Annotated in this window: 22 protein-coding genes; 1 reads left to right on the forward strand and 21 read right to left on the reverse strand. The window is 37.3% G+C overall.

All coding sequences use genetic code 11. The features are described from left to right. Positions 1-210: 210 nt before the first annotated feature. From ACFIJ7_RS06970 to tpiA, 13 genes are all read right to left on the reverse strand, one after another. Positions 211-672, reverse strand: coding sequence for a type II toxin-antitoxin system RatA family toxin (locus ACFIJ7_RS06970; RefSeq protein WP_273788342.1), 462 nt, complete (start codon positions 670-672; stop codon positions 211-213). A gap of 2 nt (positions 673-674) precedes the next feature. Beyond that, positions 675-1,637, reverse strand: coding sequence for a lipoyl synthase (lipA, locus tag ACFIJ7_RS06975; RefSeq protein ID WP_273723360.1), 963 nt, complete (start codon positions 1,635-1,637; stop codon positions 675-677). A gap of 67 nt (positions 1,638-1,704) precedes the next feature. Beyond that, positions 1,705-3,165, reverse strand: a complete 1,461-nt coding sequence (lpdA, locus tag ACFIJ7_RS06980; protein WP_375636493.1) for a dihydrolipoyl dehydrogenase — start codon at positions 3,163-3,165, stop codon at positions 1,705-1,707. Between the two features lie 220 nt (positions 3,166-3,385). Further along, positions 3,386-4,729: a pyruvate dehydrogenase complex dihydrolipoamide acetyltransferase gene (locus ACFIJ7_RS06985; RefSeq protein ID WP_375636495.1), complete on the reverse strand. Its 1,344-nt coding sequence runs from the start codon at positions 4,727-4,729 to the stop codon at positions 3,386-3,388. Between the two features lie 14 nt (positions 4,730-4,743). Beyond that, positions 4,744-6,108, reverse strand: coding sequence for a pyruvate dehydrogenase complex E1 component subunit beta (locus ACFIJ7_RS06990; protein ID WP_375644897.1), 1,365 nt, complete (start codon positions 6,106-6,108; stop codon positions 4,744-4,746). Between the two features lie 16 nt (positions 6,109-6,124). After that, entirely contained in the window at positions 6,125-7,165 is a 1,041-nt protein-coding gene (pdhA, locus tag ACFIJ7_RS06995; RefSeq protein WP_273788346.1) for a pyruvate dehydrogenase (acetyl-transferring) E1 component subunit alpha, read from the reverse strand. Between the two features lie 135 nt (positions 7,166-7,300). Beyond that, a complete protein-coding gene (locus tag ACFIJ7_RS07000) occupies positions 7,301-7,612 on the reverse strand; it encodes a septum formation initiator family protein (RefSeq protein WP_012754998.1) in 312 nt (103 codons plus the stop codon). 919 nt (positions 7,613-8,531) lie between these two features. Beyond that, the gene (locus ACFIJ7_RS07005; RefSeq protein ID WP_012754997.1) at positions 8,532-8,939 is read right to left on the reverse strand and encodes a TM2 domain-containing protein; all 408 of its coding nucleotides are present in this window, start codon (positions 8,937-8,939) and stop codon (positions 8,532-8,534) included. Positions 8,940-9,050: 111 nt separating this feature from the next. Next, positions 9,051-10,322: a phosphopyruvate hydratase gene (gene eno, locus ACFIJ7_RS07010; RefSeq protein ID WP_273788350.1), complete on the reverse strand. Its 1,272-nt coding sequence runs from the start codon at positions 10,320-10,322 to the stop codon at positions 9,051-9,053. A gap of 71 nt (positions 10,323-10,393) precedes the next feature. Continuing rightward, positions 10,394-11,230: a 3-deoxy-8-phosphooctulonate synthase gene (gene kdsA / locus ACFIJ7_RS07015; protein WP_375636499.1), complete on the reverse strand. Its 837-nt coding sequence runs from the start codon at positions 11,228-11,230 to the stop codon at positions 10,394-10,396. Positions 11,231-11,266: 36 nt separating this feature from the next. After that, a complete protein-coding gene (locus ACFIJ7_RS07020; protein ID WP_026500351.1) occupies positions 11,267-12,895 on the reverse strand; it encodes a CTP synthase in 1,629 nt (542 codons plus the stop codon). 126 nt (positions 12,896-13,021) lie between these two features. Beyond that, positions 13,022-13,474: a preprotein translocase subunit SecG gene (gene secG / locus ACFIJ7_RS07025; RefSeq protein WP_375644898.1), complete on the reverse strand. Its 453-nt coding sequence runs from the start codon at positions 13,472-13,474 to the stop codon at positions 13,022-13,024. An 82-nt stretch (positions 13,475-13,556) separates the two neighbouring features. After that, positions 13,557-14,321 (reverse strand): triose-phosphate isomerase, encoded by a 765-nt coding sequence (gene tpiA / locus ACFIJ7_RS07030; protein WP_273788353.1) that lies wholly within the window; start codon positions 14,319-14,321, stop codon positions 13,557-13,559. A gap of 152 nt (positions 14,322-14,473) precedes the next feature. Between tpiA and ACFIJ7_RS07035 the strand changes: the two genes are divergently transcribed. Continuing rightward, positions 14,474-16,363: a peptidyl-prolyl cis-trans isomerase gene (locus tag ACFIJ7_RS07035; protein WP_375644899.1), complete on the forward strand. Its 1,890-nt coding sequence runs from the start codon at positions 14,474-14,476 to the stop codon at positions 16,361-16,363. A gap of 735 nt (positions 16,364-17,098) precedes the next feature. Here ACFIJ7_RS07035 and ACFIJ7_RS07040 read toward each other — a convergent pair. The 8 genes from ACFIJ7_RS07040 to tatB form a co-directional block, all read right to left on the reverse strand. Beyond that, positions 17,099-17,959, reverse strand: a complete 861-nt coding sequence (locus ACFIJ7_RS07040; protein WP_375644900.1) for a phytoene/squalene synthase family protein — start codon at positions 17,957-17,959, stop codon at positions 17,099-17,101. An 876-nt stretch (positions 17,960-18,835) separates the two neighbouring features. Further along, positions 18,836-19,222, reverse strand: a complete 387-nt coding sequence (locus tag ACFIJ7_RS07045; protein WP_012754989.1) for an Mth938-like domain-containing protein — start codon at positions 19,220-19,222, stop codon at positions 18,836-18,838. A 448-nt stretch (positions 19,223-19,670) separates the two neighbouring features. Further along, positions 19,671-20,123: a preprotein translocase subunit YajC gene (gene yajC, locus ACFIJ7_RS07050; protein WP_375644901.1), complete on the reverse strand. Its 453-nt coding sequence runs from the start codon at positions 20,121-20,123 to the stop codon at positions 19,671-19,673. Positions 20,124-20,811: 688 nt separating this feature from the next. After that, entirely contained in the window at positions 20,812-21,993 is a 1,182-nt protein-coding gene (locus ACFIJ7_RS07055) for a peptidoglycan DD-metalloendopeptidase family protein (protein WP_375644902.1), read from the reverse strand. Between the two features lie 155 nt (positions 21,994-22,148). After that, the gene (locus ACFIJ7_RS07060; protein WP_012754986.1) at positions 22,149-22,808 is read right to left on the reverse strand and encodes a protein-L-isoaspartate(D-aspartate) O-methyltransferase; all 660 of its coding nucleotides are present in this window, start codon (positions 22,806-22,808) and stop codon (positions 22,149-22,151) included. A 133-nt stretch (positions 22,809-22,941) separates the two neighbouring features. Beyond that, a complete protein-coding gene (serS, locus tag ACFIJ7_RS07065; protein ID WP_273788357.1) occupies positions 22,942-24,219 on the reverse strand; it encodes a serine--tRNA ligase in 1,278 nt (425 codons plus the stop codon). A gap of 78 nt (positions 24,220-24,297) precedes the next feature. Beyond that, complete coding sequence (tatC, locus tag ACFIJ7_RS07070) at positions 24,298-25,080, reverse strand: twin-arginine translocase subunit TatC (protein WP_273788358.1); 783 nt, start codon at positions 25,078-25,080, stop codon at positions 24,298-24,300. After that, positions 25,077-25,481, reverse strand: coding sequence for a Sec-independent protein translocase protein TatB (gene tatB, locus ACFIJ7_RS07075; RefSeq protein WP_273788359.1), 405 nt, complete (start codon positions 25,479-25,481; stop codon positions 25,077-25,079). Before tatB ends, tatC begins: the two co-directional genes overlap by 4 nt. Positions 25,482-25,485 lie beyond the last annotated feature (4 nt).

Consider the following 25,485-nt stretch of genomic DNA (forward strand, 5'->3'; position numbering starts at 1 on the left):
ATTTGGGCGTTTTGTTTGGATATGCCTCTATTAAAAAAGAGAAACAAAAGCGTAAAGCTGTGCATCATCTTCATCATTTAAAATGATATTCCTTTAATATGCTTTTCAAAGCTGAAAAAGATGAATTAAAACAAATAGTAAAGATGAAAACCAGTTTTCACCTTCACGCTGTTATAAGCAATACGTATTGTTAAAAAATAACAGAATAGACTATGTTATCGTAGAGCCATAAATCTGATGCGCACGCTTCTCAAAAGCGTCGGTGAATTTACGAAACGCAATATCAAACATTGAGCCCATCACTAATCCAAGCGTTTTACTTTTAAATTCATAATCAATAAAAAACTCTACATTACATGCATTGGTATTTTCAATATCATGAAAGGACCAACGATTTTCAAGATATTTGAATGGACCATCAATATATTTAACTTCTATAAGATTTTTTTCCGGCTGAAGAAATACTTGAGTCGTAAAAGTTTCACGGATAATCTTATAGCCAACGGTCATATCCGCAAGAAGCAACATTTTTTTCCCATACTCTTTTCGAGAACGTACTATCAAAGACTCACACATTGGTAAAAATTCAGGATAACGCTCAATATCTGAAACCAGCTCAAACATTTCACTGGCACTATGGGTGATCTGCCGATGTATTGTAAAAATCGGCATATTTATCTCTGTAAGGAAAATTTTTCATCACGCGCTTTTTGCAAAATAGCAAAATCATCTCCAGCATGATGAGATGAACGCGTCAGAGGATTGGAGGCCATATGTAAAAATCCTTTTACTTTACCAATCTTGGCAAAAGACTCAAATTCTTCAGGAGGCACAAAACGAACAACTGGATGATGTTTTCGTGTAGGCTGCAAATATTGTCCAATCGTCATAAAGTCAACATCAGCAGAGCGCAAATCATCCATCAATTGCAAAATTTCATTTCGCTCCTCCCCAAGTCCAACCATAATTCCCGATTTTGTAAAAATTGTTGGATCAAGTTCTTTAACGCGTTGTAATAAACGAATTGAATGAAAATAACGTGCCCCTGGACGAACCTTCAAATATTTAGAAGGAACTGTTTCTAAGTTATGATTAAAAACATCAGGCTTAGCAGCAACAACAACTTCTAAAGCGCCATCCTTATGACGAAAATCAGGTGTCAGAACTTCAATTGTTGTTTTAGGAGTTTTTTGACGAATCGCATAAATAACTTTTGCAAAATGCTCAGCACCACCATCAGCAAGATCATCACGATCAACAGATGTAATGACAACATGTTTTAATTCCATCCGTGCAACAGCATCGGCTACGCGTTCTGGCTCATTATCATCAACGGCAAGTGGAATACCTGTTGCAACGTTACAAAAAGCACAAGCACGCGTACATATTTCACCTAAAATCATAAAGCTAGCATGCCGCTGGCTCCAACATTCGCCAATATTAGGGCAACCAGCTTCTTCACATACAGTCACTAACTTATGCGTACGTACAATACCATGTGTTTCCTTATAAATTGGTGATGTTGGCGCTTTTACACGAATCCAATCTGGCTTTTTTTGAACGCTTGTATCAGGACGATGTGCCTTTTCAGGATGACGCAAACGTCTATTTGTAACTCTATCAACAACCGTAACCATTTAAGCCTTTGCCTTATAAATACGAAGTAACAATCAAAAATATAAAATCTTTCACACAATCCAGTCATCAAGCGTTTAAAACTTGACCATAAGCATCCAACACACTTTCTTTCATCATTTCCGATAAAGTCGGATGTGGAAAGACAGTATGCATTAATTCTTCTTCTGTTGTTTCAAGATTCATGGCAATAACAAAACCCTGTATCAATTCTGTTACCTCAGCCCCTACCATATGGGCCCCAAGAAGCTGTCCTGTTTTTTTATCAAAAATCGTTTTTACTAACCCCTGATCTTCACCCAAAGCAATCGCCTTGCCATTCGCAGCAAAAGAATAACGACCAATACGTATATCATAACCTGCTTCTTTTGCTGTAGCTTCTGAAAGCCCTACAGAGGCAACCTGTGGTGTACAATATGTACACCCTGGAATTTTTCTTTTATCAAGCGGATGAGCATTCTTTAAACCTGCAAGATGCTCAATACATATCACACCTTCTTCTTCTGCTTTATGTGCCAACATAGGAGGACCTGCTACATCACCAATAGCATAAATGCCTTCCACCCCCGTCCAACTCCATTCATCGGTTACAATGCACCCGCGATCGGTTTTTATTCCCAAAGCTTCTAAACCAAGATTCTCAATATTACCTTGCACCCCAACAGCGGAAATCAATCGGTCAACAGTCATTGACTCTATTTTACCTTGAACATCAATATGTACAGTCACAGAATCAGAAGATTTTTCAACCTTTGTTACTTTTGCTTGACGAAGAATGCGTAAACCTTTTTTCTCTAACTGTTTACAAGCAAACGTTGAAATTTCAATATCTTCAGCAGGCATGATGTGGGGCATCATTTCAACAACAGTTACCTCAGCTCCCATATCACGATAAAAAGAGGCAAATTCAATGCCAATAGCCCCAGACCCTATAACCAAAAGCGATTTTGGCATTGCTGGCGGTATCATAGCTTCAAAATAAGTCCAAATGAGTTTTCCATCTGGCTCAATACCAGGAAGGACACGAGGACGTGCGCCCGTTGCAATAATGATATACTTTGCTTGATAAGTTCCCTCCCCTAACGTCCCTTTAGGGACTGGATTTTGCGGTTGCATAATCGGTTTTGAGGATGAAGAAACCATAATTTCCGCAGGATGGCTTCCCTTCGCTTCTTTGGTAAGCTTTGCTTCACCCCAGATAATATCAATTTTGTTTTTTTTCATTAAAAAATCAACGCCAGCATTTAAACGTGCTGAAACACCGCGTGAACGTGCCACAACATCTTTGATGTTTGCCTCAATTGAACCATTAATTTTTAATCCATAATTTTTTGCATGTTCAGCAAAATGTTTCATTTCCGCTGAACGTAGAAGGGCCTTTGTTGGAATACATCCCCAATTTAAACAGATCCCTCCCAAATGTTCACGTTCAACAATCGCAGTCTTAAAACCACATTGTGCTGCACGAATTGCGGTTACATATCCGCCTGGACCTGATCCAATCACAATTACATCATAAAGATTTGCCACAGTAATTCCTCCATGGATATATATAAAACGGATATGCATTTTTTGAACTTAAGACTGCAAAACAACATCACAGAATTATCTTATGTCTTTTGCTTTAAGCTTCACGTAAATGCTTTACCCAAACCAGAAATAGCAATAACATTGCTCTTCAAACTCTTAAATTTGTTTTTATTCTCTTAACACACTCTCTCACAACTTACGTGAAGAACTGTTAAATAGTTCAAACTAACATTGCTAATGGATTTTCAATTATCTTCTTAAAAGTCCGCGCGAGCTCTGCGGCTAAAGCACCATCGACAGCACGATGATCCGCAGAAATTGTAACTGACATAACTGTCGCAACAACTAATGTACCATTTTTAACAACGGCGCGTTCTTCCCCTGCACCAATCGCAAAAATCGTCGCATGCGGTGGATTAAGGATAGCCGAAAAACTTTTTATACCATACATCCCCATATTTGATACAGCTGTTGTTCCACCCTGATATTCTTCCATTTTTAACTTGCCCTCACGCGCACGCTTTGAAAAATCCTTCATCTCTTTGGAAATAAGGGATAACTGCTTTTCCTCTGCATGGCGAATAATCGGCGTAATTAATCCATTGGGAATAGAAACAGCAACCCCAACATCACAATGTTTATGATGAAGCATTCCGCCTTCAAGCCAAGAGACATTCGCATCAGGAACAGCTTTCAAAGAAAGTGCGACAGCTTTGATCACCATATCATTAACAGAAAGCTTATAAGTAGGCTGAGTTTCTTCCTGCCCCTTAATCATTGGTGCAGCAGCATTCAGTTGTGTACGCAGTGCTAATAGCGCATCAAGTTCACAATCTACCGTTACATAGAAATGTGGAACTCTCTGTTTTGATTCCATCAAACGTGTTGCGATTGTTTTACGCATATTATTATGGGGTGCGAAGGTATATTCATCCTCTTTAAAGAGTTTCAGTATCTGTTTGTCAGAAGCACCTGTAGCTACTAGCTCCCCTATTTGTGATGAATAAGACACTTTAGAAATATCACTACTTACAGCTTTTTCTACATCGCGCTTGATAATACGCCCATGCGGACCACTTCCAAAAATAAGGGATAAATCAAGACCTTCCTGAGATGCTAATCGCCGCGCTAAGGGAGAGGCAAAAAGACGCGCTTCCTTTTTATCTTGCTGCATTAATTGCTGAGCTGATGATTCATGAGACATTTTTGTACCCTTTGAGTCCGTCTGTTTCAGAGAATCTGTCTGTTTTACGCCCTCTGGTTCTTGTCTTGTAGAAGAAGAGATTTCTTCTGAAACTTTTGCAGCTTCAGCTAAATCTTCACCTTCTTCTGCTAAAACAACAATTAAAGCATTTACTTTAACGCCTTGTGTTCCAGCAGGAACAACAATTTTGGCAACCCTACCTTCATCAACGGCTTCGACTTCCATTGTCGCTTTATCCGTCTCAATTTCAGCAATAACATCACCAGAGAAAACTTTATCTCCCTCCTTAATATTCCATTTTGTTAAATTTCCCTCTTCCATCGTAGGGGAAAGCGCTGGCATTGTAATTTTAATGGGCATTATGCTTTCCTCCGTTATGCTCTGTATGTCACAGCCTTAACGGCCTCAATAATTTCAGCAATATTAGGCAAAGCCAACTTCTCAAGATTAGCGGCATAAGGCATCGGAACATCTTTGCCAGAAATCGTAGCAATTGGCGCATCAAGATAGTCAAAAGCCTGCTGCATAACACGCGTTGCTATTTCAGTTCCCACGGATGACTGAGGAAATCCCTCTTCAATTGTTACCAAACGACCTGTTTTTTTAACCGAAGAAAGAATTGTTGGAAGATCCATCGGGCGAATGGTTCGTAAATCAATCAATTCAACATCAATACCAAGCTGTTCAATTTCCGGCAACGCTTGAACGGCATAATGCATTCCAATTCCACACGCGACAATCGTCACATCTTGTCCAGACTTATGAATACGCGCCTTACCAATAGGCAAAACAAAATCATCCAGTTGAGGGACATCAAATTGATGCCCATACAAAATCTCATTTTCAAGAAAAATAACAGGATTATCATCACGAATAGCAGCTTTCAGCAAACCTTTTGCATCTGCAGCACTATAAGGCATGACAACTTTCAAACCTGGTACATGACTGTACCATGCAGCGTAGCATTGAGAATGTTGAGCACCAACACGGGCAGCCGCACCATTGGGACCTCGGAAAACCATAGGAGCGGTCATTTGTCCACCAGACATATAACGTGTTTTTGCTGCTGAGTTAATAATTTGATCCATCGCCTGCATCGCAAAATTAAAGGTCATAAACTCAACAATGGGACGTAACCCTCCAAAAGCAGCCCCAACAGCCAACCCAGCAAAGCCGTGCTCTGTAATTGGGGTATCAATAACTCGGCGCTCTCCGAATTTTTCCAATAAACCCTGACTAACCTTATAGGCACCTTGATATTGCGCGACTTCTTCCCCCATGAGAAAAACTTTTTCATCACGCCGCATTTCTTCAGCCAAAGCCTGATTAAGCGCTTCACGAACTGTCATTGTAACCATTTGTGTTCCCGCTGGAATATCAAAATCAGGAGACGTATCAAAAGTAGGAACCTGCGGAACTGACGAAGGCAGAGAAAGAGGAGATTCCTTAGGTTTTTGTGCTGTATCCGTAGGTTGCGAAATATCCTCAGCACGCTCACCTTCTTCTAACAAAATCGCAATAACAGTGTTGACCTTTACGCCTTCAGAACCTTCAGGCACAAAAATTTTGCCAAGAGTACCTTCATCAACGGCCTCTACTTCCATTGTAGCCTTATCCGTTTCAATTTCAGCAATAACATCGCCAGAGCTAACCTTATCACCTTCTCTCTTGAGCCATTTAGACAGTTTACCTTCTTCCATAGTTGGTGAAAGCGCCGGCATCAAAATATCAATAGACATACTTGCTTCCCTCGCATCAAACTAAAATATCAGTATAGAGCTCAGAAGCATCTGGCTCTTGATCACTTTGTGCAAAATCTGCCGCATCAGCAACAATTGCACGAACCTCTTTCTCAATAGACTTTAAATCATCTTCGTTCGCCCAATTTTTCTTAAGAATCCGACTTTTTACTTGATCAATCGGATCGTGTTCCTCTTTTATTTTTTGGACTTCTTCCTTTGAACGATATTTTGCTGGATCAGACATGGAATGACCACGATAGCGATAGGTCTGCATATCAAGAATGATCGGTCCTTTACCTGAGCGTGCCCAAGAAATCGCTTCATCAGCAGCTCCTTTTACTGACCGAACATCCATGCCGTCAACAACAATACCTGGAATTTCAAAAGAAAGACCACGTCGGGAAAAATCAGTTTCTGCAGATGCACGTGAAACTGACGTTCCCATAGCATACTGATTATTTTCAATAATATAAACAACAGGAAGCTTCCAAAGTGAAGCCATATTAAAACTTTCGTAAACCTGCCCCTGATTTGCGGCACCATCACCAAAATAAACCAATGTCACATTATCTTTACCAAGGTACTGATTCGAAAATGCCAAACCTGAACCAATTGGAACCTGCGCACCAACAATACCATGTCCTCCATAAAAGTTCTTTTCTTTAGAGAACATATGCATCGAGCCACCTTTCCCTTTGGAAAAGCCACCTTGACGTCCCGTTAATTCTGCCATGACACCACGCGGACTCATCCCAACGGCTAACATATGACCATGATCACGGTAAGACGTAATAACCTGATCACCTTCTTTTGCCGCTTTCAATGTTCCTATAACAACGGCTTCCTGACCAATATAAAGGTGACAAAATCCCCCAATAAGCCCCATACCATAAAGCTGTCCTGCTTTTTCTTCAAAACGGCGAATTAAAAGCATTTCACGATAAGCATCAATTTCTTCTTCTTTTGTAAAGTCTGCTATTGGTGCTTTCTTTGTGGTGCTTGATAATGCAGTGCGCGCCACCGACGCAGAATTTTTTTTAAGTCGTTCTGCCATATTAAACTCCCTTTTATGATTATTTAGGAATAACCTTTACGAACAAAAGTTACAAGCCTTATCAATCGGCTTAAACAATATCATTGCTGATTGTTGTTTAAATTAAGCGATTTTTCATTTACCTTTGGTATCATTTCAAGGTATTAAGATTGTCAGTTCATTTGGCTTAGAAAAGTTCAAATTCTTTCGGACATACTCATCCAACATATCTTTTTCTATATGTCCATTGCGTAAAAGAGAAATACGCTTTTCCATGAATATCCGCTCAGCTTCTATTTTATGAAGCTCCTTTTCTAATTCGCTAATATGCTGATTAACTTCACTGCGTGAATACAATCCATACTCACCATGATAAATGTGATAACTGAAATAGCTTAAGACTCCCACCGTCATAAGAGGTAGTACAAAGCGCACTTTGATTGATCGACGTTTCTGCTTTGTCCACATAAAATAGCACAGTCTTTATAGCACAAATTTTTTAATATTTTGCCCAACTATGCACGATTTTGATTAATACCTCATTACCAAATCTATACACGCAAACAATTTGTTATCACCAATTTATCCCCATCTTTGTCCTTAAAATTTCCTGTTAAAATAAATATAAAATCAATCAATGCCCAAAATATAGTTATCAAAGTATAGTTGTCAAAAACCCGATCCCCAGAAATAGTAGACCTATTACACTTATAAGAAGCATTATAAGGCCCGATACAATTTTACCAACCATTAAAGTGATGAATCCCCAATGCACAAAAAAACAGGTAAACGATCGCTCGCATCACATTTAATTTTTGTGACTGACCTTCAACCGAGATAGGAAAAATAGATTTAATGGTATCCATTCACAGACAAAATCAATGGTATCCCCTACCTTTGGTGTTTTTTCCCTAACAAATCTTCAGGCGAAAATTGATAACGCTTACCATCATCTCCAAAAACGAGATAAACCCTTTGATCCTGACCATAATCTTACCTTTCATCCTCGACCACCTATAAAGCTTCTCCTCATGTGTTATTCATAAAGAGATTATTTCTTTTTATAATATGTTGATTAACCTCACGGTGTAAATAAAATTTGTAGCAGCCGTGATAAACGTGAAATTAAAATAGTTTTGATCCCCCCCAATGAGCTAATGTTTTCTGCTGCTATAAGCAGCAATACAAAACACACCTTAGTGGATTTACGCCGTTGTTTTACTCACATAAAATAGCACAGTCTTTTTCAATACTTTTATTCAACTGTGCATATTTCTCTTAATATCTCACATTAAAGACATATAGTACAATAATTCGGCATTATGAACTTAATATATTGATAAAAATAACAAGAGAACTGAATTACTTTCTCTTTATTATAAAATTTTTAAAAATCTGTAATCTGATTCCCATCTTTATCCGTAAATCTTCCACCAAGAATGACTATAAAATCAACAATTGCCCAAATACCGGTAATTATCAATCCAAACAATGATAAGGATAGAACCAGCATTAAAGCACCAGTCCGAACTTTACCAACCATAAAGCGATGGACACCAAAGATACCTGAACACCAACAAAGGAGTGCGAACATTATCTTTGAGTTCTCTGTACCTGGTCTCAACAATGGAAAAACAGAACTGACAACACCCCCCTCACAAACAAAATCAACAGTACAACCGATCCTTGGCGGATTCTTTCCCATCCAATCCCAAGTCGCAAACTGATAACGTTTACCATCATCACCCGAAACGAGATAAGTTCCTTGATCTTGACTAATAATTATACCTCTCATCTTAATCCCTATAAATTTAAACACTTAAAAATTATTGCGTATATGCCTTTGATAAGAAATCTCAATTTCATAGTCTAAATGATCTTATACTTTCATATTTTGTGCTCACAACTATACACGATATAAATCACCAGCATAACGCGCTTGGGCCCCTAGCATTTCTTCAATACGAATAAGTTGATTGTATTTTGCTAATCTATCCGAACGTGCAAGAGAACCTGTTTTAATTTGTCCACAATTCGTTGCAACAGCAAGATCTGCAATAAAAGAATCCTCTGTTTCGCCTGAACGATGAGATATAATGGCACGATAACCTGCCTTATGTGCTACTTCTACAGCATCAAGTGTTTCACTCAATGTACCAATTTGATTAACTTTTATGAGAATAGAATTGCCTACCCCCATTTTGATGCCATCACGCAAACGTGCTGAATTCGTTACAAACAAATCATCGCCAACAAGCTGACATTTTTCTCCAATTGTGTCAGTGAGTAACTTCCAACCTTCCCAATCATCCTCAGCCATTCCATCTTCAATTGTAATAATAGGATAATTTTTCACAAGCTGCGCTAAATAATCTACCTGCTCTTGGATGTCACGGCATTTCCCCTCACCTTTATAAAAATACGAACCATTTTTATAAAATTCGGTTGAAGCACAGTCTAAACCAATGGCAATTTGTTCCCCTGGTTTGTAGCCACATGTTGTAATAGATTCCATAATAAAATCAATTGCTTGATCAGCACTTTTAAATTGAGGTGCAAAACCACCTTCATCACCAACATTGGTATTATAACCCGCATCTTTTAAACGCTTTTTCAATGCATGGAAAATCTCAGCGCCATAACGGATAGCTTCTCTTACAGTAGGGGCTCCTATAGGAATAATCATAAACTCCTGAAAATCAATCAAATTATCAGCATGAACGCCACCATTAATAATATTCATCATAGGGGTTGGAAGAATATGCGCTTGTGTACCACCAATATAACGATACAAAGGTAAATTTAATGAATCCGCAGCTGCTTTCGCAACAGCTAATGAAACACCAAGAAGTGCATTGGCACCAAGACGGGCTTTGTTTGGCGTTCCATCCAAAGCAATCATTGCTTGATCAATAGCGATTTGATTTGTTGCATCCCGCCCACCAAGTTCTTCAAGAATTTCGCCATTAACTGCAGCAATCGCTTTTTCAACACCTTTCCCTTGATAGCGCAAACCACCATCACGAAGCTCTATAGCCTCGTGTGCTCCTGTTGAAGCTCCCGATGGAACCAGAGCACGACCAAAAGCTCCATTCTCCAAATGAACATCAACTTCTACCGTTGGATTACCACGGCTATCAAGAACCTCACGTCCAATGATATCGACAATTATAGTCATATGTGTTTCCTTATCCAATAAAAGTCTCGATTCATTTCTAATGCCCTATTAATAAAATATTTTTTCTCTTCTTAATTCAACTTCTTTGACAGATAATCAAACTCCATTAAAGTCTCAAGCAATCTTTTTAAATTATCAAGTTTAACCATGTTGGGTCCATCAGAAGGTGCATTATCTGGATCTTGATGCGTTTCTAAAAAAATACCTGCTACCCCAACAGAAACAGCCGCACGTGCTAAAACTTCAACAAATTGACGCTGTCCACCAGATGAAGCACCCTGCCCCCCAGGTTCTTGAACAGAATGCGTTGCATCAAAAATAACAGGAGCACCAAATGAACGTAAAATAGGCAATGAACGCATATCAGAAATAAGTCGGTTGTAACCAAATGATGTGCCTCGCTCACAAAGCATAACATTCGGATTACCACTGTAAACAACCTTTTTTAAAACATTCTCCATGTCCCACGGCGCTAAAAACTGACCTTTTTTAATGTTAATAACACAGTCTGTTTTGGCGGCTGCTACCAAAAGATCTGTTTGACGACATAAAAAAGCCGGTATTTGTAAAATATCAACCGTAGAAGAAACAATTGTACATTGCTCTTCTGTATGCACATCAGTTAATATGGGACAATCAAACTCCTTTTTTAAATCAGAAAAAACAGCCATTGCTTTTTCAAGACCAATACCACGTGCCGCCCCTAAAGAAGTTCGGTTAGCTTTATCGTAACTCGATTTATAAACAAACCCGATACCAAGCTGATCGGTAATTGTTTTAATACGACCAGCCATTTCAAAAGCATGATCGCGACTTTCCATCTGACACGGCCCTGCAATTAATGAAAGAGGCATTTCATTTGAAAAAATAATATTTCTAACTTTCACACGGGCATTTGGTTTAGTCATTTTATCCCTCAAAAGCAAAGTAACCCAATTTATGCATTAAACCAATCGACTTTGTTCTACAGCGGCTTCAATAAAAGAAGAAAAAAGCGGATGTGGATCAAAAGGACGGGATTTTAATTCTGGATGATATTGAACACCAATAAACCATGGATGATCTGCATATTCTATAGTTTCTGGTAAAATACCATCAGGAGACATCCCAGAAAAAATCAAACCACACTGTTCTAACTTATCCTTATAATCAATATTGACCTCATACCGATGACGATGTCGCTCGACAATCTTGGTCATCCCATAAATTTGAGCAATATGACTCTCTTCTTTTAATTCAGCAGCAAAAGCACCAAGACGCATTGATCCGCCGAGATCACCGTTTCTTGTACGTTTTTCAAGAACGTCTCCTTTAAGCCATTCTGTCATTAAACCTACAATTGGATTTTCTGTTTCGCAAAACTCACTTGATGAAGCATTCTTAATCTGTGCAATATTGCGCGCAGCCTCTATACAAGCTAATTGCATCCCAAAACAAATCCCTAAAAATGGAACTTTACGCTCTCGTGCAAATTGAATTGCTCGAATCTTTCCTTCTGCCCCTCGTGCCCCAAAAGCACCTGGAACCAAAATTCCATGGGCTTTTTGCAAAGCTGAAACAGAATCTTCTTTTTCAAAAAGTTCCGAATCAATCCACTCAATATTAACTTTTACTTTATTCGCTAAACCACCATGCGCAATCGCTTCAATAAGAGATTTATAAGCATCCTTTAAACCCGTATATTTTCCTACAACAGCAATCGTAACTTCTCCTTCAGGATGGTGAATACGATGCGTAATATCTTCCCAACGATCCATCTGAGGAGAAGGTGCCGAATCGATTCCAAAAGCGCAAAGAACTTCAGAGTCCAACCCCTCCTTATGATATGCCATAGGAACATCATAAATTGTTGGCATATCTAATGCCTGAATGACTGCATTGGAGCGAACATTACAAAAAAGTGATAATTTGCACCGTTCTGTTTCTGGAATAGATCGATCTGCACGTACAAGCAAAATATCAGGAGAAATACCAATTGCTTGCAATTCTTTGACAGAATGTTGTGTTGGTTTCGTTTTTAATTCACCTGCCGAAGGTATATAAGGCATTAATGTGAGATGGACATAAACGACACTTTGTCTTGGTAGCTCATTGCGAAGCTGACGAATCGCTTCTAGAAAAGGCATTGCTTCAATATCACCAACCGTTCCCCCTATCTCACACAAAACAAAATCAAACTCTTCATTTCCCATCGTAATGAATCTCTTAATTTCATCCGTAACATGAGGAATAACTTGAACTGTTGCCCCCAAATAATCACCACGCCGCTCTCGTTCAATGATATTGCGATAAATACGCCCTGTTGTGATATTATCTTGGCTATTTGCAGACCGCCCAGTAAAACGCTCATAATGACCAAGATCAAGATCCGTTTCTGCACCATCATCGGTCACAAATACTTCACCATGTTGATAAGGTGACATCGTACCTGGATCAACATTTAAATAAGGATCAAGTTTTCGAAGACGTACACGGTAGCCACGAGCCTGTAATAACGCTGCTAACGCCGCCGCTGCGATGCCTTTTCCAAGGGAAGAAACCACACCACCAGTAATAAAAACATAACGTGCCATGGGCTTATGGTGATAAGCAATTTATAATGATTTTTCCAGCAAAAAATGCAAAAAGAAACAATTTTTCTTCTAAAATAAAAAAGGTGAAAAAATCACCTTTTAAAAAGTCTATATTTTCTTAAAAAACTATTTCGTACTGTTATCCGGAACTGTGTTTTCAAGAATCGGTGGAACTGGGCTTTCTGCTTCAGGATTTGTGGACTGTTTCTGTTCCTGCGGAGAATTCGAATTGCCTCCTAGCTGTTCAAGAATAGAAGGGGAAGACTCACCATCTGATGATGGGACTGATTCTGAGGCTTTATTGGTAGAATTCTGCTCTGAATTAACCGGTATACGCTTTAAAATATCAGAACTAGAATTTGATATATTACCCACCACGGTAAGCCCAATAGACACAACAAAAAAACAACAGGCTAAAATAGCAGTCAAACGTGTTAAAGGGTTTCGAGATCCACGAGTTTTCATCAACCCTGAGCTATTACTCACACCTAGCCCACCACCTTCTGAAGGTTGGATTAATATAACACCAACCAAAGTAATCACAATCAACAAATGAATAATTATAAGTACTGTTTGCATAAACCCTGCTCTTCAAATAACTCTTTCATAGCTATTTACACATAAATAATACACAATCCAAGGGGAAACTCAAATTTCTCTACTATAGTTTACGACAAACATCGCAAATAGTTAAAAAATCAATCGCTTTTAAGCTTGCTCCACCTATCAAAGCACCATTAACATGAGGAATGCTTAAAAGCTCAAATGCATTGGATGGCTTTACGGACCCACCATAAAGCAGACGTATCTTATTGCCTTCATCACTAAAACGAGAACGCACCTTATCACGAATGAAATGATGTACTTTTGCAATATCTTCTGGAGTCGCTGTATTGCCGGTGCCTATCGCCCAAACAGGTTCATAAGCGATAATGGTATTCTCTGCTGTTGCATCATCTGGTAAAGATTCTTCAAGCTGCTGCGTGAGAATATCCAGCACTTTATTATCATTACGCTCCTCCAATGTTTCACCAATACACACAAGGGCCACAAGACCTGCTCGCCACGCAGCTTGCACTTTGGCACAGACAATCGCATCATTTTCCTGATACACTGTACGACGTTCTGAATGCCCAATAATGACATGACTTGCTCCTGCTTCTTTAAGCATAAAAGCTGAAATATCTCCAGTATAGGGACCATGATCATCAAAATGACAATTTTGTCCTCCCAAAAGGAGATTTTCACCATCCAGCATATCAGAAGCACGAGATAAAAGCGTTGCTGGGACGCAAATAAGCGCCTCAAAAAGATGATTGAGATCAGAGCTAACGCCTGTAGCAATAGCACGCAACTCTCCAAGCGATTCACTCGTTCCATTCATTTTCCAATTTCCAGCAAGAAAAGGCCGAGTATTTGGAGACATATTTTCACCTCAAGAGCTCTTACAATACATTGTTTATCTGTAGTTACCAAATTATAACATGAAAGCAAGTCTTTAAAGCTTGCATCTTTCATCTCTTTATTGCAAATTCCATTAGCTTTGATAATAATTCACATTAAAAATGGACTTGAACAATGCTTGACATCATAAGAAATGCTACAAATTCTTGGATTTCTAGAATTTTCCTTGCTATTTTACTCTTATGCTTCATTCTTCTATGGGGAATACCGCAATTACACAAAAAAAGTGAAAGAGATCTTATTACTTCTGGAAAGTCCACAGTAACTGTCGATGATTATCGTCTTGCACTTGCCGATCAAAGCGCTCGTTTAGCATATGCTGCTCATCTTGGACGAATGTTTACAGCAAATGAAATGCAGCAATACCAAATTCCTGCTTTTGTATTTAATCAATTACAACAAAATGTATTGCTTGATGAACAAGTACGTAAAATGAAAATAAGTCTTTCAAAAGATACGATAGCTCATACGATTGGTTCTGATAAGATGTTCCAAGTAAATGGCACTTTTGATAAAAATTTGTTTTATAACTATCTTCAGCATTTACGTATTAGTGAAAGTGCTTTTCTTAATTATTACACCAAACAAGAAAAGCGTAACCAACTTATTTCAGCTTTACTCTCTGATATGAAAGCACCAAATCTCTTTTATAAAGCACTTGCTCTTTATCAAGGAGAAATGCGTATTGCTGATTATCTCGTTATTGATCTAAAAGAAAAGGAAACAATTGCTGATCCTGATGACGAAACACTACAAAAATGGTTTAAAACACATCAAAGTCAATTTCGTGCTCCAGAATACCGCACTGTCTCTTTGCTATCTATGGAACTTAATGATTTTGTAAAACCTAAAGATATCTCAACAGATGAGGCAAAAGCCTATTATACACAAAATGCTTCACGTTTTGTAACGCCTGAAAAGCGTACATTCGAGGAACTGCAATTCCCCTCACGTGAAGAAGCCGATAATGCAGCAAAAAAAATAGTTGATGGATTGAGTTTTGATGAACTGGTAAAAGCTGAAAACAAGACTCTTAATGACATAAAAAAAGGTCCTCTCGCAGAAAATGAACTTCCTAGTCATCTAGCCTCTGAAATTTTTGAACTTCAACAAGGCCAAGTCAGTACTGTGATAAATGACTTACAGGGACCTATTATCATTCGCGTCACGCATATTGAACCCTCAAGCTCTCTTCCTTTTGAAAAGGTCGAAGAAAATATTCGCCAAACACTTGCCAAAAATCGTGCTACTGATGATATCCGTAACAATTATGTAGCCATTGAAAATGCTCGTTTTGAGGGTGCTTCTCTCAAAGAGCTAGCTGACCAATACAAGTTATCTTTGCGCACAATTACCATTGATAAAACGGGAAAAACGCTTGAAGGTGCAGCACTCACGGATTTACCTCAAAAAGATATTTTACTGAATGCCATCTATCAATCAAATGAAGGAGTCGATCTTGATCCTCTCTCTTTTCAAAATGGTGGATATCTCTGGTATAAGGTCGATAAAATTATTCCTGCCCGCGATAAAACACTTGAAGAGGCTAAGCTAGATGTTCTTTCTCAATGGAAAAGTGAGGAAATCCAACGTCTTCTTGATGAAAAAGCTCAAAATGCTCTCAAACAGCTCACGGAAGGAAAAAGTCTTGTTGCTCTTGCTCGTACCCTTGGTGTTACAAAACAAACAACACCAGCCCTCCGGCGTCAAGACTCATCTGACCCTCTTGGCGTTGAAGGGATTAAAGCATTATTTTCTGCTCCCAAAGGTCATTATGGCATCATAAAAGGTCCACTTGCAACAAACCGTATCATTTATCAAATAAAGACTGTCACCATGCCTAAAGATATCACGCCTCATACTCTTTCAACTGAGGTCCGCGCCAATATAGATATGATGATAAGAGAAGATCTCAAGCTAGAAATGCTACAAATTGCCAATAAAGAACATCCTTTGGAAATTAATAGCACAAATTATAATCAGATCTTTAACGCTCTCCAATAAAAAGGTTGTACATAATTTAAAGAACTTATTTGATAAAGTTTCCATCAGCTCTTCGTCTATAGTTGAAGAGGTAAGATAGGTCTCTTGTTTGCCTATCTTAGGATCAACATTTGTATAATGATTAATTCTCTCGCAAATCAGTGCATGTATGGATTTGCGAGAAAATAGTCAATGGAATGTAGAGTCGTTTTTGCAACGCATTAAAAAATATTATCCATCCAAAGGTTGTAAAAGTTGTCGCACACTAAGCTATACCCATTAAGCTATAAATGTCATCCCTATCGTCATTCATTTATAGCTTATCATATTGCTACTCTTAATACTCATTCATAAGGAGCGTATTGCTTTTTCTTTAAATGATTTCATTTACACACCCAACTTATAGTATACAAAAAACTATTTTTAAAATTCATTATAAAAATGAAGAAATCTTTTTCTATTCAAGACTCTCATTCAATATGAGAAAAAACGAATTATCATTATAAATCAATATATTCATAAATCATAACAATCATCAATTATGATTTTATAATTTCTCAAAAATAAGAGTTTTTATAGACTTATAGACTGCCAAGATAACTTCTCTCATAAAATTTCTTATTCTTTTGCGCTCATAACAACCAAAACATCAACATTTTTTATAACAAAAAATGGTTTGGAAACACCATAGCTCCTTTTATCTTCATATGAGAAAATCAGTCTATATGTTACGCATTTCAACGTGGTAATATTCTTTTACAATATCTTTGGAAAATTGCCGCTTATTGCTGCCCTTGTTATCAACCAATAGCGATATATCAATGGCAACGTTGCACTCTCTTGAAAAATTGCAGCACCCAGCTGTATAGCTTTTTGAAGAGAAGCTGGAACAATGACCAATGGAAGAAAAGCTGGCTTAAGAACTCTAGGTAAAGCACAAGAATACTCGTAAAATTTGGTATAATGATCGCGCGATAATGCTACCATAGCTTCAACAATACGATCCTTTTGTTGATCACTGAGACGATGAGATTCCAAATCTTCCCTATTCACTCCTACAGCCTTTAATATATCAGTAGGTAAATAATATTGATATCGTGATTGCATGAATGATAAAAGACGCAATACACCGCTTAATCCTTGAGAAATCCCTCCATGTTCATAGATATCTGTAAACTCTTGTGCAGTATCAGGATCTAATATCTGACAAGAAAGCTGTAAAATTATGCTTGCTGTCTCACCACAATAATGCTCTAGATCATGAAGCGTTTCTATTGGATTGTGATAAAGATCTAAAATTTGTGCATTACAATAACGTAAAAAAGCTGTCTTAGGTAAATTAAAAAGAGTTATTGCTTTCAATAAATCACTCAAAATCGGATTATTTCCACTCGTTTGCATTTCACCATGAGCAATAGAATCATACCACCAACGTAACCGTATTTCTCCTATGAGTGGATCATGTACACTTTCGCGAATACGAGAAACTTCAGCATTAAATACATAAAGAGCAGCCAATGCTTGGCGCTTTTTTCTAGGTGCAAATAAAACCGATATATAGCGATCACGATCTATGGTACGTAAAATATCAAGACAATAAGGAAGAGAGCCTATCATTTGAACCTATTAACGTCCCTTTTTTAGTAATGAAATTAATATCCTCTTTTTATTCATATTAAAAAATGAGGGATAAGCAAATACAGTTCAGAAAATAAGATTTTTAAATGTGTCTTTTAACTGTATTATGAATTAGAATTTCTTTTCTAGTCACTTTTCGTTTTAGAAAGAAAAAAATTAAATAAATAACTTTTCTGATAAAACTTATCTTATCGGGCTTCAAGTTTTCATTTGCAGTAAAAAAAGCTAAAAACTAATCGTAACATGCATAGTAAAACTTAGAATAACAAACAACGCAAAACACTTTTTCACTAAATAGATGACAATGTTATTTTATAAAAATGCACTGATCACAAAAACTTCATCAAATCATTAACCTCCTCCCCACCCTAAAGGACAAAGATTCTTACCAATACCAATTTGTAAAAAATCCAATTGCTCTCGGTGAGTTTCTATTACTATCAACGCATTTATTTATAATGATAATTCATTGTTTTATATGTTAAATTAGAATCTCAAATATCGTAGATATGCTTTCATTTCAAACCAATTCCATGTTGAATCAATCAAAACTATTCCCTTGCACGTCACAAGCGGGGCTGGCTTGTAGGTAAAAACTGTATAAGAAAGAATTAAAAATGCCTCTTATGAACTGTCTCAAGTGCCAAGAGTTGATCACTCATGTGATTCATTGAACTACGAACAAGCTCTGCCCTGAATACTTGCTACTGTATTTAAAAACACTTAATGTGTTAAGTTATGTATATTTTATTCCCCTTCTATCACCACTTTAAACGACGGTATTTTACGGCGCAGTAAAATAATCACACAAGTCTTTCATACTAGACGAGAGCATTTGTTTTATTAAACAATACTCTATTCTACCGCAAATAATAATGCCGCAACAGCGCGATCTTCAGCCAATAAAACATTAAATGTACGCACCGCCGCTCCCGTACTCATTGTATCTGATGAAATACGTTTTTCCCATAAAAGCACCCGTAACTCTTCAGGTAATCGCAATAATTCAATTCCAGTACCTATTAATAAAACTTCGATTTCAGAAGCTTCTTCTAAAATACGAGATAGATCCCCTTGAGTGGGAATAGGCCCTGCCATGTCAATACCATAAATACCCGATGGTACACAAATAATAGAACCTCTATGAGACATATCAGCAAAACGAAATCCACCATTTCCATAAGCATCAATAGGTGCGCGACTTGGAAAATGTGCTTCACGAATTTGAATTGCATCGAACATGAAAAAGCACCCTTTATTTTTGTCTTTGCTACTTCTTACCATAAAAATTAAAGGAAGACTGATACAAACATTGATATGTTAACCATAGCCTAGTATTGAAGTGAAAATTTTATATAAAACCTTAATCTTCTCATACAGCAAGTATATGAAAATTTGATAATAAACCGCGATCAAATGCTCTACCTGCTTAAATAAATCTACCTTTTAAAAAGTTTTCTCAGTTTATTTACTCACAAGTTTCTTTTTATAGAAACAATGATCTTGTTTAAAAAACAGAAAAAAATTGCGTAATATTCTATAAATAAAGCAACTATTTTAATAATCTCAAGGAAACAAAAACTCGATTTTCTGTATCCACTATAAAAGCCACTTTTCCAATGAAATTGTCTTGATCTTGCCAAGCTTTTTATAAAAATGCTTAAAAAATGTAATAAACTGCCATTACACCTTAAGATTCATTTTCTTTTGATATAGCTTTTTTCTCTTTAGAGACACTCATATTTTCTTTCGTTGTCGTTTTAGATTTAGACTTTTGTGGTGTTTCTGCTTTAGCATTAAGCTTTGATTTTTTTTCTGCAATCGGCTCACCTTTAACGCGCACATCAGCTAATGTTGAGCGAATAACACGAATATTCATACTCTCACCAATTGCAACCTCTAATTCACCACTCTCGTCGTGAACCTTCGTAACCTTGCCGATAATACCACCACCCGTTATAACTGTATCACCACGACGTACTGCATTAAGCATTTCTTGGCGTTTTTTCATTTGGGTACGCTGTGGACGAATGATAAAAAAATACATAATTGCAAAAATTAAAATGAGTGGGACAGCGCTAACAAATGAAAATCCACCGGAAACATCGCCTGCAACTTGAGCATAAGCGTTCGTAATAAACATTTTTATCTCCTATAGTTAAACTTCAGGTATTCCCCACTCTATTAAAATAAAATTCCGATTCAGAAAAAATTCTTAAAGAATTTATTATAAAAAGCAATAACTACATAATCTAATCACAGCTTTACAAAAATGCAATAAATCCTTAAGAGACAGAATACCAAAATACAATGAGAAAAATCTTTAAAAATAGATTCATTTTTCCCTATTATATATCCTACAATGTAAACCTTTTCACTAACTCAATAAATGATACAAGATAATTTTTCTAATGAAAAAACTTTAATTTATATAGATAATTTATCGTTTTTGATATCGAATGACAGACATAAATACAGTAAAATGCTCTCATTTCAAACCCTCTGAATTAATCAAAACGATTTTTTTGCACGTCTCACATATGAAATGAGCCTGTAGATAAAAACTTTTTAAGAAAGGCGTGAAATATCTCTTTTCATGCTTCTCTCAAATGCAAGAGCCGTTGAAACACTGAAAGCTGACAAATAAGTATGATACTATTGTTTTACACTTTCATAGACACAAAGATGGTAATATCTAACGACCCCAACGAACTGCTCTCCTTAAAGCAATGATTTTTTTGCTGCAGTGTTATTGATTTAAGAAAATCAATTGTTTTTCATGAAGTTTCTATAAACTATAAGACTATTTAAATTTAAAAATCATCAATAAATTAGTTTTCTAAATATTTAAGGGGATCAACAGGTAATGAATTCTTACGCATCTCAAAATAGACACGTGGCGTTTTAACATTTCCTGAAACACCAGATTTAGCAATCTCATCACCACGTCTTATCCTTTGTCCTTTGTTAACAACAAGCTTACTGTTACATCCATAAATAGTGATAATATTATTTTCATGTCGAATCATCACAACATTACCAAGCTCTTTTAATCCATCTCCCGCGTAAATAACAACACCATTTTCTGCCGCCTTTACCGAAGATCCTTCCGGCACTGCAATATCTATTCCTCGATTCATTACTGTTCCCTTTTTTTGACCGAACTGGCTTAATAAACGCCCTCGTACTGGCCAACGCATCTTAGAAATTCCTGTGGCTTGCGGAGTCGTCATATTATCGGTATTCGTAACAGTACTTGATAAACCAGTCTCATGATTCAATTGCGTCATCTGTTTAGAAAAACTTTTCTCAGAACTTGATTTGTTCATCTTTGCAGAAGGGGGCGTTGTTACAGGCGCTTTATATATAGGAGAGGACTTCTTGTTTTTTATAGAGGACATCACTTGAGATTGGAATGCAGATTCTGTTTTTGACACTGCCCAATCGTTATTAGTGTGTGCATTTGAAGCTGCTAATGTACGCCTGCTTGGAACAACAAGTACCTGACCGATATAAATGGAATTGCTGTTTATACCATTTGCTAATTTTAATGCCTCAACACTAACCCCTATTTGTCGTGAAATACTGAGCAGTGTATCTCCACTCTGGACAATATAAGAGTTCCGCCGAAAAATAGGAGATTTATCCATTTGTGAACGGGAAAGTGTTCCAAGATTACGTGGAGGGACTCCCATAACGCGACCATCAGAAGAAGTTATCCTACCTTGATGTGGAGAATTATAGGGAGAATTGTCATCTCCCCACGAATCATCGCTTGATTCCACAGGTGGCAATTCAGTGCTTTGTATCATACCACTACCGTACGATAGCATTCGCGGATCTGTAGACATAGTGCTCGATATATTTGATTGAGATGATACCGTACGATGAGAGACAATGTTAGAAAAACGCTGTGTACCAGAACTACAACCAGCAACAATAGTTACCACCGCTAAAAAAGTTATTCTCTGAAAATTATGCTGGAAAATATTATCCAAAGCTTTTAAACACATCGTTTTGCTCACTCATCAATAATCAACTCACTCCATTAAAGCTTTTTTAAATTACCGAAGAGTTAAAATGAGATGTTTTATTCATAAATATCTTTATATAAGATCAAAATGAATTTAACGTAGACAATTTGCAGCACTTTCTTAACTTTCAAAAATTAAAGTATCTCCGCAATGCCTTTAATAAAAGGTTGGTAACGCACTTGAAACAGTTCTAAACACTCAAATCGACTACCAATTTTTGTATAGCGCGTCACCGTTTGTACCCCTTCGTCAGGTCCTATCGCCTGAATGAGAATTCCGTTTTCAGCTAAAAGTTCTAAAAATTCCTTGGGTTCATCAAAACGTGATGGCCAAATAAGAATGCGATCAAATGATCCCAAGCCTGTCACACTATGACTTCCATCAATCTGCCGTATAATAATATTTTCAATTCCTAAAGTTTGAAATTTTTGGCGCGCCAAATCAACAAGCGTTTTATAACGATCAATCGTTGTCACACGGTCACTCAGACACGCCATAAGCGCAGTACAAAAACCAGATCCTGTACCGATTTCTAAAACACGATGCCTTTTTTTCAACGATAATGCCGAAAGAATTAAGAGTTGTTCTTCCAAACGTTCCATATATTCACCACACTCAAGGGGAATAACCTTATTATCATAAGCACTATTAAACCAAGGAGCAGAAACAAACTGTTGACGCGGAATTTTCTCTAATGCCGAAAAAAATCGCACGTCATCAATGCCTTTGCTACGCATTTTCAGTACAAGAGCGGCTAACTCCTCACGAAATTGTAAAATACCCTTTTGCCCCATAGTATCATTCAATCTCCAATGGAGGTGCACTTTTATTATACTGACAAACTGCTTCTTTTAAAATGGCAAAAACTTGCGTTTGTATATTATCACCTCTTGGCAATAAACGCATATTGTCTCTCCTTTCGTAAAATTAAGCAGTAATACAACGCATGCCTCCCATATAAGGTTGTAAAACATCTGGAATAATAATTGATCCATCAGCCTGTTGATAATTTTCAAGCACGGCAATAAGACAACGTCCAACAGCTGTACCAGAACCATTAAGGCTATGAACAAAATGTAATTTTTTATCGCCTTCTGTACGATAACGTGCATTCATACGACGACCTTGAAAATCTCCACAAACTGAACAGCTGGAAATTTCACGATAACATTCTTGACCAGGAAGCCAAACCTCGATGTCATAGGTTTTACGTGCTGCAAACCCCATATCACCCGTAGAAAGAACCACTGTGCGAAAAGGCAAACCAAGTCGTTTTAATATATCTTCTGCACATTCCGTCATACGTTCTAATTCAATTAAAGACTGCTCTTCACTGGTAATTGAGACCATTTCAACTTTCCAAAATTGATGCTGACGCAACATACCGCGCGTATCACGACCGGCTGCTCCCGCCTCTGAACGAAAACAGGGAGATAAAGAAGAAAATCGCAGTGGTAAATCTGATATTTCAAGAATTTCATCGTTGACCAAATTGGTTAATGGCACTTCTGCCGTAGAAATAAGCCATCGACCATCTGTTGTACGAAAAAGGTCTTCAGCAAATTTCGGCAATTGTGCTGCTCCGTAAACAATCTCATCACGAACAAGAAAAGGTATTGAGACTTCTGTATAACCATGCTCATTGACATGCACATCAAGCATAAATTGACCTAATGCTCGTTCTAGCCGTGCTAACGCCCCTGACAGTATTGTAAAACGTGTTCCAGACAAACGACTAGCTCGTTCAAAATTCATCTGCTTGAGATCTTGACCAAGATCAAAATGTTCCTTTGGCGTAAAATTAAATGTTGGAGGTGTACCAAAATGTCGAATGACGACATTATCACTTTCATCTTTACCTTCTGGAACATCATCTAATGGAATATTTGGAAGTGCTGAAAGAATTTTTTCAAGACTCTCCGTCAGCTGTTTTTCTTCCGCTGTTGCAGAGGAAAGAAAGATTTTAATCTCTTCACCTTCAGCTCTAAAGCTTTCAGCCTTTTGCTGATCAGATACCGCTAAAGCCTGTCCTATTTCCTTTGAAACCGCATTGCGACGTTCCTGCGCCAATTGTACCTTAGCAATATGCGACCGACGTGCAAGATCAAGTTGTATTAACCTCTCAGCTTGTGGCTCAAGACCTCTACTTACGAGTGCTTTATCTAATTTCTCAGGATTGTCACGAATCCACTTAATATCAAGCATAAAAATTCCTCATTTATATTTTTTATTCATTTATATTGTTTTTATTCATTTCTTATCGCATAAAATTATACACTTTTCTTAAGCGGATTTTCTTCTCTTTTCTATACTGTAAGCAATTAAAATTGAAATCTCGTAAAGTGCTATCGTTGGTAAAGCCACTGCAAACATCGTAAAAAAATCCGACGGCGTTATGATTGCCGCAATGATAAAAGAAAGTAAAATAGCCCATTTTCGTTTAGACGCCAAATCATGAGACGTTAAAAATCCAACTTTTGTTAAAAGACTGATGACAAGAGGTAATTGAAAAATCAAACCAAAAATTAGGATAAATGATGTCATAAAGCCCAAATAATCAGAAATACGCACTATAAACTCTATTTTTAAATGAACATCTGGAAGAAATTGTTGAGAAAGGCTAAACCATAGTATTATTGGCGCTAATAGACCATAAACAAACGCTCCCCCAATACAAAATAAAATAGGCCCCCCAATGAGAAATGGTAAAAAAGCCATACGCTCATTTTTATAAAGCCCTGGTGCAATAAAACTATAAAACTGAAAAGCCGTATAGGGAAAAGATAAAATAATTCCCCCAAAAGCAGAAAGCTTCATCTTCGTTAAAAAAGTTTCCCATACTTGCGTTGATTGCAAACGAATACCCTCAGGATTACCCCCTGCTATTTTCATTGCCCACTGATATGGCCATAGTAAAAAATTTAAGATATAATCTTTAACAAGAAAACACATCATAAAAGCGATCATAAATGCAACTAGGGCAGCAATAATTCGCTGACGAAGTTCAATTAAATGTTCTAAAAGTGGTGCCATGTGGGCATCAACTTCATCTTTCTTAACATTCATGATACATCTTCTTTATCTTTAGAAGCTATAGATCCTGTCATATCTTTATTGGTTACGTTGTGATCGCATTCCAAAAATTCTTTACCTTTTTCTGATTTATGGTGTGTTGCCTTAACATCCAAATTATCGTGGATATCTTCTAATGTATTTTGAATGGGATCAAAAGTCTCTGTCAACTTCTTGCTTGTATCGCTAATATCCGAATATGTTTTTTGCAAATCGTCGAGCTCGATTTGTTTTATTGCATCATCAAACTGATGACGAAGTTCATTTGCCATTAAACACATCTGAGCTCTTACCTTTGCTATTGTCTTTAATATTTTAGGTAAATCTTTCGGTCCAACAACAATGATGAGAACAAGTAAGATTACGACAAACTCTGGTCCATCAATCCCAAACATCTCT

This window comes from Bartonella sp. MR100HLJHH (genome assembly GCF_042194215.1).
Classification (GTDB): Bacteria; Pseudomonadota; Alphaproteobacteria; order Rhizobiales; family Rhizobiaceae; genus Bartonella; species Bartonella grahamii.